The 16,140-nt window shown below is 51.6% G+C and carries 10 protein-coding genes; 9 read left to right on the top strand and 1 reads right to left on the bottom strand.

Going from position 1 to position 16,140, the window contains the following annotated elements; all coding sequences use genetic code 11:
• The first annotated feature begins 97 nt into the window (after window positions 1–97).
• The 9 genes from Q0294_RS09705 (at window position 98) to Q0294_RS09665 (ending at window position 14,987) form a co-directional block, all read left to right on the top strand.
• Window positions 98–1,366 (top strand): SAM-dependent methyltransferase, encoded by a 1,269-nt coding sequence (locus Q0294_RS09705; protein ID WP_299464026.1) that lies wholly within the window; start codon window positions 98–100, stop codon window positions 1,364–1,366.
• 44 nt (window positions 1,367–1,410) lie between these two features.
• Entirely contained in the window at window positions 1,411–2,235 is an 825-nt protein-coding gene (locus Q0294_RS09700) for a hypothetical protein (protein WP_299464024.1), read from the top strand.
• 231 nt (window positions 2,236–2,466) lie between these two features.
• Window positions 2,467–5,571, top strand: coding sequence for a PSD1 and planctomycete cytochrome C domain-containing protein (locus Q0294_RS09695; RefSeq protein ID WP_299464021.1), 3,105 nt, complete (start codon window positions 2,467–2,469; stop codon window positions 5,569–5,571).
• A gap of 56 nt (window positions 5,572–5,627) precedes the next feature.
• Window positions 5,628–7,055, top strand: coding sequence for a DUF1501 domain-containing protein (locus tag Q0294_RS09690; RefSeq protein ID WP_299464018.1), 1,428 nt, complete (start codon window positions 5,628–5,630; stop codon window positions 7,053–7,055).
• A 183-nt stretch (window positions 7,056–7,238) separates the two neighbouring features.
• On the top strand, window positions 7,239–9,359 hold the full coding sequence (flhA, locus tag Q0294_RS09685) for a flagellar biosynthesis protein FlhA (RefSeq protein WP_299464015.1): 2,121 nt from the start codon (window positions 7,239–7,241) through the stop codon (window positions 9,357–9,359).
• A 100-nt stretch (window positions 9,360–9,459) separates the two neighbouring features.
• On the top strand, window positions 9,460–10,797 hold the full coding sequence (gene flhF / locus Q0294_RS09680; protein ID WP_299464013.1) for a flagellar biosynthesis protein FlhF: 1,338 nt from the start codon (window positions 9,460–9,462) through the stop codon (window positions 10,795–10,797).
• A 93-nt stretch (window positions 10,798–10,890) separates the two neighbouring features.
• On the top strand, window positions 10,891–11,874 hold the full coding sequence (locus Q0294_RS09675) for a P-loop NTPase (protein ID WP_299464010.1): 984 nt from the start codon (window positions 10,891–10,893) through the stop codon (window positions 11,872–11,874).
• A 670-nt stretch (window positions 11,875–12,544) separates the two neighbouring features.
• Window positions 12,545–13,321: a FliA/WhiG family RNA polymerase sigma factor gene (locus Q0294_RS09670; RefSeq protein ID WP_299464007.1), complete on the top strand. Its 777-nt coding sequence runs from the start codon at window positions 12,545–12,547 to the stop codon at window positions 13,319–13,321.
• A 463-nt stretch (window positions 13,322–13,784) separates the two neighbouring features.
• Entirely contained in the window at window positions 13,785–14,987 is a 1,203-nt protein-coding gene (locus tag Q0294_RS09665; protein WP_366917948.1) for an NAD(P)/FAD-dependent oxidoreductase, read from the top strand.
• A 333-nt stretch (window positions 14,988–15,320) separates the two neighbouring features.
• Here the strand turns inward: Q0294_RS09665 and Q0294_RS09660 are convergent, their stop codons facing one another.
• On the bottom strand, window positions 15,321–15,806 hold the full coding sequence (locus tag Q0294_RS09660) for a transposase (protein WP_299464004.1): 486 nt from the start codon (window positions 15,804–15,806) through the stop codon (window positions 15,321–15,323).
• Between the last annotated feature and the right edge of the window lie 334 nt (window positions 15,807–16,140).

Raw genomic sequence — 16,140 nt, 5'->3', positions numbered from 1 at the left:
GGTCAGATCATCTCGATTCCCCTACTGGTGGGCCTGGCACATTACGCGGATCGCAGTCGCGACATTCAAAATCATACACAGGATCAAATCCGCTTTGATGAAACAACAACCTTCACATCTTGAGTCAACATTACCCGACATCGTCGCGCAGGCGCTCAATGAGGGGGCCTGTATTCAACTGGTGTTGAGTAAACCCGTCGAGAAAAATTCGTCGGCCTGGCGCAAAGTTTCGTTGCGGCCTGTCTCAATCAAAGGGAAACCCCATTTTCAGGTGGCTCTGTCTCGAGGACAACAGGAGGTCCATGAGAATCTGAATCCCGCCGAGACTATGCAACGCATCGCGGAACTCTGGTCGGATCATTTTCGCGAAGGTTATCTTTATACGCAACTGGCCGATTATCATTTTCAAAAAACGAATCAGGGTGCAGTGCGACTGAAAAAGCAGGCGCCGACCAAAGCACAACCTCTGCAGATTGAGTCGCATGATCGCGCCAAACAGTATCTGATTCCCGAAGGAACTCCCTGTCCTTTTCTGGAAGCGATCGGCGTGATGACGCGCACGGGAAAAGTGAAAGCGGCTCAATACCGCAAGTTTCGACAGATCAACCGTTATCTGGAATTCATCAGCGATATTGTGCCCGCCCTGCCTGCGACAGGCGCACTCAATATTCTGGATTTTGGTTGCGGTAAAAGTTATCTCACCTTTGCGACGCATTATTTATTGACAGAAGTGTTACAGCGCGAAGTGAATATTACGGGCCTCGATCTGAAACAGTCCGTCGTTGAACATTGTCAGAGCATCGCCGACGGGCTGCAGTGCCGCGGGCTGCGTTTCAAGACCGGCGATATTTCCGAATTCAATGCCGTTTCCAGCAAATGTGATCTCTCGATCTCGTTGCATGCCTGCGATACCGCCACCGATGCCGCGATAACATCTGCGATTCAGGCAGAGGCATCCGTGATCATGGCGGTTCCCTGCTGCCAGCATGAAATCTTTCAGCAAATCGCCAGCGAACCACTCCAGGCATTGCTGCAGCATGGAATTCTGAAAGAGAAAGTGGCAGCACTGGTGACCGATGCATTACGGGCACAGGTTCTGGAAATTTGCGGATATCGAACGCAGGTTGTAGAATTCATCGATACGGAACATACTCCTAAAAATATTCTGATCAAAGCAGTCAGACGGAAATCGGAATTGAGTCAGACGGATTTACAGAATACAGTACAGCAGTATGAGTCACTCAAAAGTCAGTTTGGAATTGAGTCGTTTTACCTGGAACAATCGTTGGGCACTCGTTTTCAGGAATGGTGTCAATCGTCACGGAAAGTCGGGCGTCACGATAAATCGGGACAGATGAAATCATGACAGATGAAATCAGGACAGAGGAATCAGGACGCGAAACTCGAATCGTGAAACGAATCAGTCCGGGAATCGTACTGGCTGTATTTATTGTTCTGGTCTCGGCCCTGCTGATTTATAAGATTCAAAGTACGAAATCGAATCGCGAATCGTTGTCCGCACAGACGGGAAGCAACAATTTGAAAGCGGTTTCGCAATCGGAAAATACGACGGCTCAATCGGAGGAGTCGCTTGCGGACACAGAGATTCCGAATACGGCGCTGGCACAGGCAACACCGCATACGGAAATGGTGCTCACACAAACGGCGAATCGACAGCCGTTGTTGCCCGATGTAAAAACGGTCAAAGAAGGCGAACTCGAATCCACGAGTTGGCAAAACCCGTTTTACCGGCTGTTCTGGAAAAGCAAAGGCTGGCAATTCACCGAAACGGGAATGACTTCATCTGCAGATCAGATTTCCGCGGCGACATTTTTGCGTCCGTATCACAAAATCAGTGTCAGTTTTCGTGTCGAGGTGGAACAGAAGTTTCCTGCGTTTGCACTCCAGTTGCTTACGAGAGATCCGGCGAATCCGGATAAGGTCCTGATTGTCAGTTCGATCCAGTTTCAAAATGACGCGGTCAGTGTTTCCGCGGCGGTGCAGGAAGCGACGAAAGAACTGAAACAGGTGAAGCTGGATCTTTCCCGCCCCGAGCCGGAATCGGTGCTCATCCGCTTTGTCGGCACGGGAAATCGTTTTGTGATCAGTGTCGGCGGACGCCGCGTTCTGACCTGTGCGCAGCCTGCACAACAGTCGGGCAAAGAATGCTTTTTAAGCTTCCTGACCCTCGCAGACCAGGTACAGATCTCTGCCTTGCGGATTGAAGGCGAGTAAGCCTGACGTTCCGGGCGCTTTCCGGGCTGCAATCAGCCGGTTTTACCCCGGTCTCTTCAACAAAAACTTGCAATCCGCCGTGCCCGCTGGTAATCTGATAATTAGTCTACTTTAAAAACGCACGGCCTTCCATGCTTCTCCAGCAATCGAGTTTTCAGGCATCGTAACCCGGGGAGACGATACTGACGGGCGATCTCACCAACTCGGTTCATTATTGATTCAGGTTTACTCATGCAGAATTTGTTAAGACGTGTGACAACCGCTGTCTTCACCCTGCTGGTCATGTTTCAGACAGGTCTCGCGGTTGAGAAACAAGTTGAGAAAAAATCGGACATCGATTTTGAAAAACAGATTCGTCCTCTATTAAAACAGCATTGTTACGACTGTCACTCTCAGGCTGCGGAAGAATCCGGATTGCGTCTGGATCACGGCGCCAATATTCTCAAGGGGGGAGACCGGGGACCGGCGGTGATACCCGGGAAGAGTGCGGAAAGCCCGCTCTTTCTCAGTCTGTCGGGACAGGGAAAAATTCCCCGCATGCCGCACGATCTGCCTCCGTTGAAGCCAGCGGAAATTTCGCTCATCCAGCAATGGATCGATCAGGGGGGCAAGATTCCGGACGCAGAACAGACGCTGAAAACGTCTCAGGCGAAATCAGACCACTGGGCCTTTCAACCCATCAGGCGTCCGGAACAACCGACGGTGCAACAGCAGGCGTGGATCAGAAACCCCATCGATGCGTTCATTTTGAGCCGGCTGGAACAGAACAAATTAAAACCTTCAGCCGAAGCAGATCGCAGCACGTTGATTCGTCGTTTAAGTCTGGACTTAACAGGACTGACTCCCTCTGTAGAAGAGGTGCAGCAGTTTCAGGCGGACACGCGACCGGACGCTTATGAGCGGCTCGTAGATCAACTGCTGGCTTCACCTCATTATGGAGAACGCTGGGCCCGACACTGGCTGGACGTGGCCCGTTACGCCGATTCGAACGGTTTTACGATTGATGGTCCGCGTTCGATCTGGAAATACCGTGACTGGGTAATCAAGGCCATCAATGAGAACATGCCCTTCGATCAATTTGTCAAAGAGCAGTTGGCCGGCGATCTACTGCCGAAACCGACCACCGATCAGTTGATCGCGACGGGCTTTCATCGCAATACGTTGATCAACCAGGAAGGGGGCACCAATCCGGAACAGTTCCGTGTGGAAGCGGTCGTCGACCGGGTGAATACGACCGGAGCCGCGTTCCTTGGTTTGACCGTGGGCTGTGCGCAGTGTCATAAACATAAATACGATCCCCTGACGCAGCGGGACTTCTATCAGCTCTATGCGATTTTCAACAGTACGGCTGATATTAACAGCGCGCCACCAACATTACCGCTGCCAACCGCCGAGCAGAAAACGCAGCAGGCAGAGCTTAAAAAAGAAATCGCGGATTTTGAGAAACAACGGGCCGAACGCAAAAAATTGCTGGAACCGGAATTCGAATCGTGGAAGCAGACCCTCCGGCTAAGTCTGCAGAACTCAGACAAACAGTGGTCGATTCTGCCATCACAAAATGCAAAATCGGTTAATGGAGCCACGATCACGGTACAGGAAGATCATTCGCTGCTGGTCGGTGGAACGATTCCCAACAATGACACCTATCTCGTCGAAACGGTAAACATTCCTTCCGGCACGACCGGGCTGCGTCTGGAAGTGCTCACGCATGAGAGCCTTCCTAAACTGGGCCCCGGCTGGGCCGGCAATGGAAATTTTGTGCTGGATGAAGTCAGCGTCGAAGTCTCTCGACAGACCAAAGAAAACTGGTCGAAGTTTGAACCGGTGGGTCTGGCGTTCGCAACAGCCGACCATTCTCAGGAGAAGTTTCCGGCCAGTCATCTGATTGACGGTGATCTGAAAACCGGCTGGGCGATCAACGTGAAACAAGGCAAGATGAATGTCAATCGCCGTGCCATTATCAAATTGAAAGCGCCACTGGAGTCAGCCGAGCCGATGAAGTTGCGGGTCACATTAACGCAGACCCGCGATTCAAAATACAATGTCGGCCGATTCCGATTATCGACGACCACTGTGAATCCGAGAGTTTTGAATCTCGATCCTGAGATCATCGCCATCCTCAAGCAGCCTGAAGAAAAATGGGATGCGAAACAGAAAACGACTTTAGAGCAGGCCTTCTATCAGTCGGACGTACAATGGTCCGATCTGGATCAGCAACTGGTAAAACATAAAGCAGAACAGACGAAACTGAATCAGAACATTGTCACAACGATGGTGATGAAGGAACTTCCTGAGCCGCGCGAAACGTTTATACTCTTGCGGGGTAACTTTCTGGCACCCGGCGCACGCGTGAGTCCCGGCGTTCCCGAAGTCTTGCCGCCAATGCCTCCCGCGGTGAAATCACCGACGCGCCTCGATTTTGCAAACTGGCTGACCAGCCCGGAGCAGCCGTTAACGGCTCGTGTGACCGTGAACCGTTATTGGCAACGCTTCTTCGGCAAAGGCATCGTGGAAACCGAGAACGATTTCGGAACGCAGGGAACTGAGCCAACCAACCCGGAACTGCTGGACTGGCTGGCCTCCGAGTTTATGCGCGTTGGCTGGGACACGAAACAACTGCACCGACTGATGGTGACCTCAGCCTCATATCGGCAGGCGTCGGACTTTGATCCTGCGAATCAGGAACAGGACCCGCGGAATTTGTTGCTCTCGCGTCAGAATCGGTTTCGCATGGAAGCCGAATCGATCCGGGATATCTTCCTCGCCTGCAGTGGTTTGTTAACGCGAAATATTGGCGGCCCGAGTGTTTATCCACCGCAGCCGGAAGGTATTTATGTTCTCACTCAGAATAAAAAAGAATGGCCTGAAGAGACAGGCGAAAACCGTTACCGCCGCGGCATGTATACGTATTTCTGGCGCTCGAGCCCGTATCCGATGCTACCGACCTTCGATGCGCCCAACAGCAATACGACGTGTACCCGCCGCGTCCGTTCGAATACTCCTCTGCAGGCGCTTACGCTGGCCAATGATCATTCTTTGTTTGAACTGATACAGGGTTTTGCCCTGCGGATTCTGGAGGAAGGCCCCGATTATGATGAAGGCCGACTGCGGCAGGCGTTTCAAATCTGTCTGTCCCGAACCCCCGACGATCATGAACTGGAAGTGCTGACCCGTTATCTGACAGAACAGCGCGCCCATTTTAAAAAATCGCCCCAGGAAGCCGCACAGGTCGCGGCAAAGAAGTTACCGGAAAAGACCGACGTCGCGGAAGCCGCCAGTTGGACGGCAGTGGCGCGCGTCTTAATGAATCTGGATGAGTTTATCACACGCGAATAACAAATGCCTCAAAGTGGATGCCGTTGATAAAAAACGTAGCATTCAGGGAGAATCGGATGAGTTTCAACGACCGGCTATTACGCGATCAGACACGACGCCACTTTTTCGAGAATTGCGGCGTGGGTGCCGGTGCAATCGGGCTGGCTGCCTTGATGCAGTCTGAAAAGCAGGCACAGGCGGGCACTTCTGCACTGGGGAAAACGCACCATCGTCCCAAAGCGAAAAACGTCATCTATCTGTTTATGGCGGGTGGACCCAGTCAGCTGGAGATGTTTGACTTCAAACCGAAACTGCAGGAGTTGGAAGGCGATGTCATTCCGGAATCGTATGTCGAAGGCAAACAGTTTGCGTTTCTGAAAAAAGACGCCAAACTGCTGGGGACGCGCCGTAAGTTCAAACAGCATGGCGAATCGGGGGCAATGGTCTCCGATGTGATACCGCACCTTGCGACCGTCGTCGATGATATTACGATCCTGAAAAGCATGAAAACCGATGTCTTCAATCACGGGCCCGCCAAACTGTTCATGAATACCGGCACGCAGCAGTTCGGGCGTCCCAGCATGGGAGCCTGGGTCACCTACGGAATCGGCAGTGAATCGCAGAACCTGCCCGGTTTTGTGGTCCTGCAGTCAGGCCCCCGCGGGCCACGCGGCGGGACACCTTTGTGGGGCAGTGGTTTTTTGCCGACTACCTATCAGGGGGTCCCCTTTCTCAACGGTGCCGATCCCATTTTGAATTTGTCGAACCCGGCCGGGATCGATGCGAAACGGCAGTCGGACTTTATCAATACCGTAAATCAGCTCAACGGACGGCGTCTGGAGAAAACCCGCGATCCGGAAATCTCTACCCGGATTGCCGCCTATGAAATGGCTTACCGTATGCAATCCAGTGCGCCGGAACTGATGGATCTTTCTGGTGAGACCAAAGAGACCCTCGATCTTTACGGTGTTGATCCCGCGACGCCTTCATTCGCCCGTAACTGTCTACTGGCACGAAGGTTAGTCGAAAAAGGCTCCCGTTTCGTTCAACTGTATCACACCGACTGGGACCATCATGGAAATACAGGCACCGATCTGGGAGAAGCGCTGGATGCGCGCTGTCTCGAAACCGATCAGGCTTGTGCGGCTCTGGTGAAAGATCTGAAACAACGTGGATTATTAGAGGATACGCTGGTCATCTGGGGGGGAGAATTTGGACGCACTCCGCAGGGAGAACCCCGTGATCTGATCGGACGCGACCATCATATCGACGCTTTCTCAATGTGGGTCGCCGGCGGCGGTTCCAAACCAGGTGTCACAATAGGTGAAACCGACGAACTGGGATACTACACGGTGGAAGATACGATCCATGTCCGCGATTTTCATGCGACGGTGCTGCATCTGTTGGGAATCGATCATCATGATCTTTCCTATTTTTACCAGGGTCTCGATTTCCGCTTAACGGGCGTAGAAGAAGCCCATCTCGTTCGGAAAATGCTGGCTTGAAACAGGGGGGTCGGCTGAGACTGAAAGAAACTTGAACGAAATATTAAGAAATCCTCTGGACAGATTTTGAAGATTCCATTATCACTCGCCTCTCTCTCACACATCTCAAAATCTTAATATTTCACTTCTTTACTTTTCTTCCAAATCTACCCATTCCCTTTTCCATATATCGCGGAGGCATGGATGCCACCGGAGTCCAACACCGGTCTATCCGGATCGATCATGCGCCATACCGGGCTGATTTTCCCACTAGTCATAGTGAGTTCAGTTCTGGTCATCATTGCGCCTCTGCCTCCGTTCGTGATGGACTTCTTATTGTCCTGTAACATTACGGTTTCCGTAGTGATATTGATGACAACCATTTACGTCAAACGCCCGCTGGAATTCAGCGTCTTTCCGGCGATCCTGCTGGGTACGACACTGGCGCGACTGGTGCTGAACGTGGCCTCGACCCGTTTAATTTTAACACGCGGAGCCGCCGACGGAACGGCCGCAGCCGGGGGCGTGATTGAAGCCTTCGGTCAGTTTGTGGCCGGCGGTCAGTTGGTAGTTGGTCTGATTATCTTTGTGATTCTGGTCACGATTCAGTTTATGGTGATTACCAAAGGTGCAACCCGTATCAGTGAAGTGGCTGCCCGTTTTGCATTAGACAGTATGCCCGGTAAGCAGATGGCGATCGACGCCGACTTGAATGCCGGCCTGATCAGTTCCGAAGAAGCCAAAGCCCGCCGCAAAGAAGTGACCGAACAGGCCGACTTCTACGGTTCGATGGACGGTGCCAGTAAATTCGTACGCGGCGACTCGATTGCCAGTATCATCATTACGTTGATCAACGTCGTGGGGGGTTTGTATGTCGGCATGGTCGATCATGGTATGGAGCTTTCCAAAGCAGCCACCGTCTTTACCACACTGACGATTGGCGATGGTCTGGTCACCCAGGTTCCCGGGTTCCTGATCTCACTGGCAGCCGGTTTGATTGTGACACGCACCTCGGTCGACAGTAATCTGCCCCGTGATGTTGTTAAACAGTTCTCGGGACATCCCGAAGCGTTGTTCCTGGCATCAACGTTCCTGTTTGCCCTCGCATTCACGGGTTTACCTGCGGGACCGATGATTGCCTTGGCCGTCGGCTGTACCGTAACGGGAGTATTGCGTAAAAAAGGACTGCAAGCCACTGCCGTGCTGAAACAAAAAGAAGAAACACGACAACAGACCCCGACCCGGGCCGAACCCAAACCCGAAGACCATCTGTTTGTAGATCCGCTCGAACTGGAACTGGGCGTTGGATTACTGCGAATGGCAGATCCGGCAACGGGCGGCGATTTATTAGATCGCGTGACCCGCATCCGACACAAAATTGCTCAGGAACTCGGCATCATTCTGCCCAAGGTGCGCATCAGAGACAATATTCGACTGGGACAACGCGACTACCAGATTAAAATCCGCGATGTTGCCGTCGCCTGGGGTACGATTTATCCCGATGGGCTGCTGGCCATTGATACGGGAGCCACCAGTGGTGAGATTCCCGGGATCCAGACAGTAGAGCCGGCATTTGGACGGCCTGCTAAATGGATTGAACTCGGACAGAAAGAACGTGCGGAACTGATGGGTTACAATGTCGTCGAACCGTCGGCTGTGGTGATTACACATCTAACGGAAGTCGTTCGCGAACACAGCAGCGAATTATTGACCAGAGAACAGGTCCATGCACTGATTGAAAATCTCAAGGAAACCTCTCCCAAGGTTGTCGAAGAACTGATTCCCGACGTACTGAAAATTTCACAGGTACAACATGTGCTTTCGAACCTGTTAAGGGAACGCGTGCCGATACGCGATCTGGAAACGATTCTGCAGTCATTAGGCGATTATGCAGACCGAACCAAAGAACCAATGATTTTGACCGAGTATGTCCGCAACGGTCTGGCCCGTTCGATCTGCCAGCAGTACCGCGACAGTAAACGGCTGTTGAGAGTGGTCACCCTTGATCCCGAACTCGAAGACGTGCTGATGGCGGGCATTGATTACAACGAGCATGGTCTGATTATCAAACTCGCACCACGGACCGGAGAAATGGTCACGCAGGCGATTGCCGATCAGATCGAACCACTGGTGGCAATGGGCGGACATCCGATTGTCTTATGCAATCCGCAAGTCAGGGCTGGCTTGAAACAGATTACTTCTCCCGTATTGCCACGTCTGGTGGTCTTGTCTTTGAATGAAATTACCCGCGATACCGATGTGGAAGCGATCGCCCAGATTTCAGTCCATCACATGCAAGCGGGCGCCGTCGTGGGAGCAGCGTGATGAATCGAAACAAAGACAAAAACAATTGAAACCTGTGATTGAAAATACAAGACACTTAACGAGATAAAACTGAAAAGTCCAAGTAGAGGAAACGTGACACATGGCTGATGTTCGCACTTTTAAAGCCGCATCGATGCAGGAAGCACTGAATCTGGTTCGTCAGGAAATGGGCGGCGATGCCGTCATTCTGCAGACCAAGCAGATTCCCGGCCGCAAAAGCCTGCTCCCCTGGTCGAAACCGAAAGACGAATTCGAAATCACGGCCGGATTGGGCATCAATGTGCGTACTCCCGCTGCAGTGCAGAAAAACACGTCCTCTGCCGGTGCCAGTACACTGCGACACCGGGCTTCCAACCTGCAACCGGCAAATAGTCACGCTGAATCGACTGCTTCACCAGCGGCCGCCTATCGGGATGCCCCTCCCACGCGGCAGCCGGCAGCACCGGTAAGTCAGCCCGAATATTCTGCTCCTCCCAGACAGCGAAGATTTGATCAACGGGTTTCTGAAGCAGTTCCGCGACCGATGAGGCCGGAACACAAAGCCTTTGATCCCACAGAAGAATTTGCGGAAAAACTCAACGCCATTCAGGAGATGCTGGAAACACTGGATCGCCGTACCCGTTCCCATCGCACGACAGATGTGCCAGCTGAGTTGTTTCAAATCTATACGAATCTGATCGATGCCGAAGTGAATGAAGGTATTGCCCATGAGTTGATTACGAAACTCAAACAGAATTCGACTTCCGAACAACTGAAAGACACAACAGCCAGCAAGGCGCTACTGGCGGCGTTAATTGAATCTCAACTGGCGTGTGCCACTCCGATTCGTCCTGTTCCCGGTCAACGCAAAGTCGTGGCACTCGTTGGTCCCACGGGCGTTGGTAAGACCACCACCATCGCCAAGCTCGCTGCCAATTTCCGGTTACGCGACAACATCAAAATGGGGCTGGTCACCGTCGACACCTATCGGATTGCCGCCGTCGAACAGTTACGGACCTACGCGGAAATTATCGACCTGCCCATGAAAGTAGTCAGCAATCCTCAAGAAATGCAGCGGGCTCTGGATGAACTGGTAGGGCTGGACCTGGTCCTGATAGATACAGCCGGACGAAGTCCCAGCGACGATCTCAAAATTCAGGAACTCGAACGGCTGTTTCGCGAAGTTCCCATTGATGAAGTTTCACTGGTCATGAGCATGACCTCCAGCGCCAAAAGCCTGGAGGCCATTGCCAAACGATTTCAGGTAGCCAAACCGACATCCATGATTCTGACCAAGCTGGATGAAGCCCCCGTCATGGGCAGCCTGCTGACATTAAGCCAGAATGTAAAACTGCCCATTCGTTATCTGACGACCGGTCAGGATGTGCCCGATGATATTGAACCGGCGAATGCGGCCCGGATGGCACGTCTGGTTCTGGGAGAAGACCGATTAACATAAGGATGAGTTTGTGCAAACTCAGTTTCAGAACAATTCTGCGATAATTCATTTCCATATTTCTTCGACACGAGTATTAGCGGGAAGGTAAGCCAGATGGCTCAAGCCGTCAACGAGTGGATCGCCAGACATGCGGAAGCAATTTCCGCAGCCAGTGCAGCAGAAAATCCGATACTGCCTCTCACATCGCGGGGAGATCAGGCGAATGTTCTGCGCGGTTTGATGGAAAAACGGCAGCCGGGCATCATCGAGAAAGGTAAAACGACGGGCTGTCGCACCATTGCGTTTTGCAGCGGAAAAGGGGGCGTTGGCAAATCGGTGATTTCCCTGAATCTGGCTTTGGCGCTGGCGCAATCCGGGGCATCTGTCTGCCTGATGGACGTCAATCTGGCATTGGGCAATATCGATTTACTGTGCCGTTTGAACGGTTATTGGAATCTGTCGCATGTCGTCAGCGGTGCCCGATCGCTGAAAGAAATTCAACTGGAAGGCCCGTACGGAATTAATGTGGTGACGGGGGCCAGCGGATTAACTGACCTGGCCGACTGTTCGGAAGCGGTTCGCAAAGATGTATTAGGGCAGATGCAGGAACTTGAAGCGACACACGATTATCTGATTCTGGACAATGGCACCGGCATTCATCGGAGCATCCGACAGTTTGTGACATCGGCCGATGAGGTGCTGATCGTGACCACTCCCGAACCAACGGCGATTGCAGACGCGTATGCCACGATCAAATCTCTGTCCTCAATTCCTTCAATGGAAATACAGATCCTGGTCAATCAGTGTACCTCTTCCACTCAAGCCAAGAATGTATTTCAGCAACTCAAAAAAACAACAGAACTCTTTTTACACGCCGGTTTGAATCAGGCCGGGCAGATTCCCCACGATAGTCATGTGGTTCAGTCAGTCTATGATCGCGAGCCGTTTGTGCTCAGCAATCCGAATTGCCCCGCAGCGGAAGCAATTTTCAGTCTGGCCGATCATCTGATTGATCTGAATAAAACAAAAGATAATAAAAGCAGACAAGAGTCTTACTTTCCGCGACTTTGGAAGCGATTGCTTGGTGAAGCCGCATAACACTCAGGTAACAGGGTAGAAAATCACAGGAAACACTCTCTCATCTCTCTCTTTCGTTTCCTGTTCTTTCCCAAGCCTGAGTCACGTCACTTACTAAATCCTTAACAATTGATTTTTGACTCGCATGCAGACCCCGGTCTGTTATGACGCAATTCAACCGCTTGTAAATCCCGTACTTAGGATTTTCCAGCCGGATCGCGTTACGCATGCAGAAAATTTGAAATGTTAGGTTTTAACGATTAATCAAATTGTAGGAGAAAGGTTAAATATTCTGGAGCAGGACGCCGATATAAACAGATAGAGGAGCGAAGTTCTCTTTGGAGTGATGTGAAATTCATTCTGAAAGTTTTTCAAACACGATCCGGGAATATTCTGTGGCCCTGCATTATGCATTTCGATTATCGCTAATCGCTTTTGCGACTGAATCAGTCCGAGGGATTTTCTCTCATGCTGATTTCATTGGCGCGACTCAATCCGCACTCGTAGCTGCAGTCATATTTTTTTGTCTTGGCCTCGTGTTAGGAGAAGTCGCCACTCGTCTGGTTGAAGAATCAGCACGAGCAAGTTTTGACAAGTGGAAAAATAATCTCGATTAAATATAAAAGTTTTAGCAGTCATTCATTTCAATTTAGCCAATTGAAACGACTGTACGATGATCATGGAGGAATTAATGGCCATCAAAGCCAGTGAAGAAATCGCAGAAATCTGGAAGGTATTCAAGCAGGATCAATCCGACCAGTCGTTGCGTAACAAACTAATCGAGCAATACGTTCCCTTGGTTCGTTATAATGCGGAACGAGTCTGGTCCAAATTACCCGAAGGGGTAGATTTAAATGATTTGATTTCGGCTGGTGTGTTTGGGTTGATGGATGCAATTAATGCATTCGATCTGGAACGGGGAGTCAAATTTGAGACTTACTGCGTTCCCCGTATTCGTGGAGCCATGCTGGACGAACTGCGCACGATGGACTGGGTGCCTCGCCTGGTTCGCAGCAAAGCCAGTAAGCTGGAAGCCGCCCGAAAATCGGCAGAAGCAGAATTCGGTCGCCCCCCTGCCGACGAAGAAATTGCACGCAAAATGCAATTGTCCCGTAAAGAGTTTGATAAGCTCAAAAACGAAGCCAATGCAGTCGGGCTGGTGAGCCTGAATAAAAAATGGTACGAAACCGACAGCTACAAAGATGTCCGTGAAGTGGATGTTCTGGAAGATGCCAAAGGGGAAGATCCCACGAAAAGCATCCAGAAACGGGATCTGATGCGCCTGGTCACCAAAGGTCTGAATCGGAACGAGCGTCTGATTATCATTCTTTATTATTATGAAGAACTGACCATGAAAGAGATCGGCAGCACATTGGGCTTGTCAGAATCTCGCGTCAGCCAGATGCACTCCAGCATCGTCAACCGCTTGAAAGAACAACTGGGACGCCGCCGTCCTGAATTTGCCTGAGAATCCTGCCCCACAAAAAGACAACCAAAAACGGCCTCCCACTATCGGGAGGCCTTTTTTTGTGGAACAGACACGGTCGTGTTGATTGATTAGCTTTCAGCATGATTTCGAGTTCTACAGCGTCAGGATAGAGGAATCTCCCATGATCGACAGTCTCGCGCCACCCTTGTTTCCAAGACGATGACCGCAGAAAAGACCAATGAGCCGCAGGGCGTTAGCCCCGGTTGGACGTACTTGGGTAGGGGCCATTCGCATTGATAAATACTACCTGGGTAAGGAATGTCTGTTCCGGATCGCGCGTCCCGCATAACGACGATTCACATGAAAGCCCGAAACAGCAAAGCCGCACGAGTGAAATCAGCGGGATGAATTGCTAGACTCACTCTGTTCAGTTTATGGTATGACCAGAGGACGTTAGTTAAAGAGTGTGCGATTTCACCCGGTTCAGTCGAGGCGAGTAAATTTGAAAGTGATCGTGATCGGCGGCGGCGCTGCAGGATTCTTCGGGGCGATTGCAGCTGCCGAAAACGGACATGCGGTGACGATCCTCGAAGCGGCCTCATCCGTATTGGCGAAGGTACGCGTCTCCGGCGGAGGTCGCTGCAATCTGACGCACAGTTGCTTTGAACCCCGCGAGCTGGTCAACAGCTACCCGCGAGGCGGGAAAGCCCTGCGTGGTCCTTTCAGCAGGTTTCAACCGACCGACACCATCAGCTGGTTTGAGTCGCGCGGCGTTCAGACCAAAACCGAGCCGGACGGCCGCATGTTTCCCACGACCGATGATTCAGCGACTATTGTCGATTGTCTGCAAGGCGCGGCAGAGGACGCGGGAGTGGTGATTCGTCTTCGCGCCAACGTGTCGTCGATTCAGAAAACAGACTCGGACTTCATCGTCACACTGCAATCGGGTGAAACAATGCAGGCGGACCGCATTCTCCTGGCGACCGGCGGCAGCCGCGCCGGTTTCGAATTGATGAGTGCCCTCGGGCATCAAATCGTTCCACCGGTCCCTTCGTTGTTCACATTCAAAGTAGACGATCCACGGATCAAAGACTTACCAGGCGTGGCGGTGGAACACGTGGATTTTCAGTTAGTCACCGACACGAAGACCTTCAGCCAGTCGGGACCGATCCTCGTGACGCATTGGGGGCTGAGTGGTCCTGCGGTGTTGAAACTCTCCGCGTGGGCGGCCCGGGAATTGCACGATGCGAATTACAACGCCACACTCCGCATCAACTGGCTGGCGGGGTCCAGTGCCGACCAGATTCGCGCGCAACTGAATTCATTCAAAGCAGCACATCCCAAAAAAACAGTCGATGTTGCGTCCCCCTGGCCGTTACCAAAACGATTATGGAAATCGCTTGTCGATCACGCCGTCGGCCCGCAACCCGTTCGCTGGGCGGAACTTTCCAAAAAGGCAACGCAGGCGCTTGTAACAGAATTATCCGCCGGCGAATTCCAGGTGGCAGGGAAAGGCGTTTTTAAAGAAGAGTTCGTGACCTGTGGTGGCGTGGACCTGAAAGAAGTCGATTTCCGCACGATGGAAAGCCGCATCTGCCCCGGCCTCTATTTCGCCGGAGAAATCCTGGACATCGACGGCATCACCGGCGGCTTCAACTTCCAAAACGCCTGGACCACAGCCTGGATCGCCGGTAATTCGATGTAGCTGGATGTAAAGAGGACAGACTGACGATGTTATCAGGACAATGTCAGTGAGAGACCATTAGCCGCAGGGCGTTAGCCCCGGTTGGACAATGATGACTAAAAGACTATCAAAATTAGAAATGCTATCAGGCGTCTGGTTAAGGCAGCGCGCAATCGCTCTCTTAAAACAAAAGCCAGTTCACGGAGCAGACTCCTATCGCGTTTCATAGAGTGGTCCCTATTCGATTGAGAATTATTAGTCTACTGCCTGTTCGGTCATTTTATACGTGAGGGCCGCCCTATTACCAATCGACGATAACCGGGGCTAACGCCCTGCGGCTAATTTTGCTAATTGTTATTGGGAGTCTCTGGCTTTTCGGTCTTGGGCTTCTGACGAATACAGGATGACCTGTTCCAGTTCGTTTTCGGAATTGATGCATTGCCAGTCGCCGCCGACGGTCCAGACGGGGCGATCCTGGAACACAGGCCAGCCTTGTCTCAGAACTCGTGTGCAGTTGGCTTTGATTTGATCTCGGACCTTGGCACCAGCCTGTGCTGAAACGGAAACAATAACGTGGACGTGATTACTGCGGGCGTTGACTGTCCAGAGTTTCCATTCACGAAATTCGCACAGGCGTGCTGTTTCGTTTTCCACTGCGGAGCGTTGATCTGCGTTAAGCAGAATGATGTCGTGCTTGAGTTGATCACGGTGCCAATGTTCCAGTAACGGTTGAGCAGGCTGAGAACCTTTGCCACGAGACCGCCACAACCGCAGGTCTCCCTGCAGGAAGGTGCCGTAAACAGTAAACGTAATGAAATAAGCCAGCGGTTGATCATGCATCACTACCCCACCATATTAGACGTCAGGCATTAGAAATCATTAGCCGCAGGGCGTTAGCCCCGGTTAATCGTGTGATCGTACAAACCGCGTGCATTATTTTGTGATTTACGAGGGGTCAGTTATACAAACCGGTAACCGTCTGCAGGAGGAGAGACTGAAATTCTGTTTAATCAGGGATGAATTGTCAAGCAAATATTGAGGAAGGCGCAATGAACAAAGAAATGAGGTTGAATGACTCGAATCGGGAAAAGTGGAATTCTAAACGACGACCCAAACTCATTGAACAAATCAAACAGATTACGTTGATTAAATCGTACGTGCTGAAGACCATCCA

Origin of the sequence: uncultured Gimesia sp., from assembly GCF_937919775.1 — a bacterium.
Classification (GTDB): Bacteria; Planctomycetota; Planctomycetia; order Planctomycetales; family Planctomycetaceae; genus Gimesia.
This window is presented reverse-complemented; position numbering and strand designations above follow the sequence as displayed.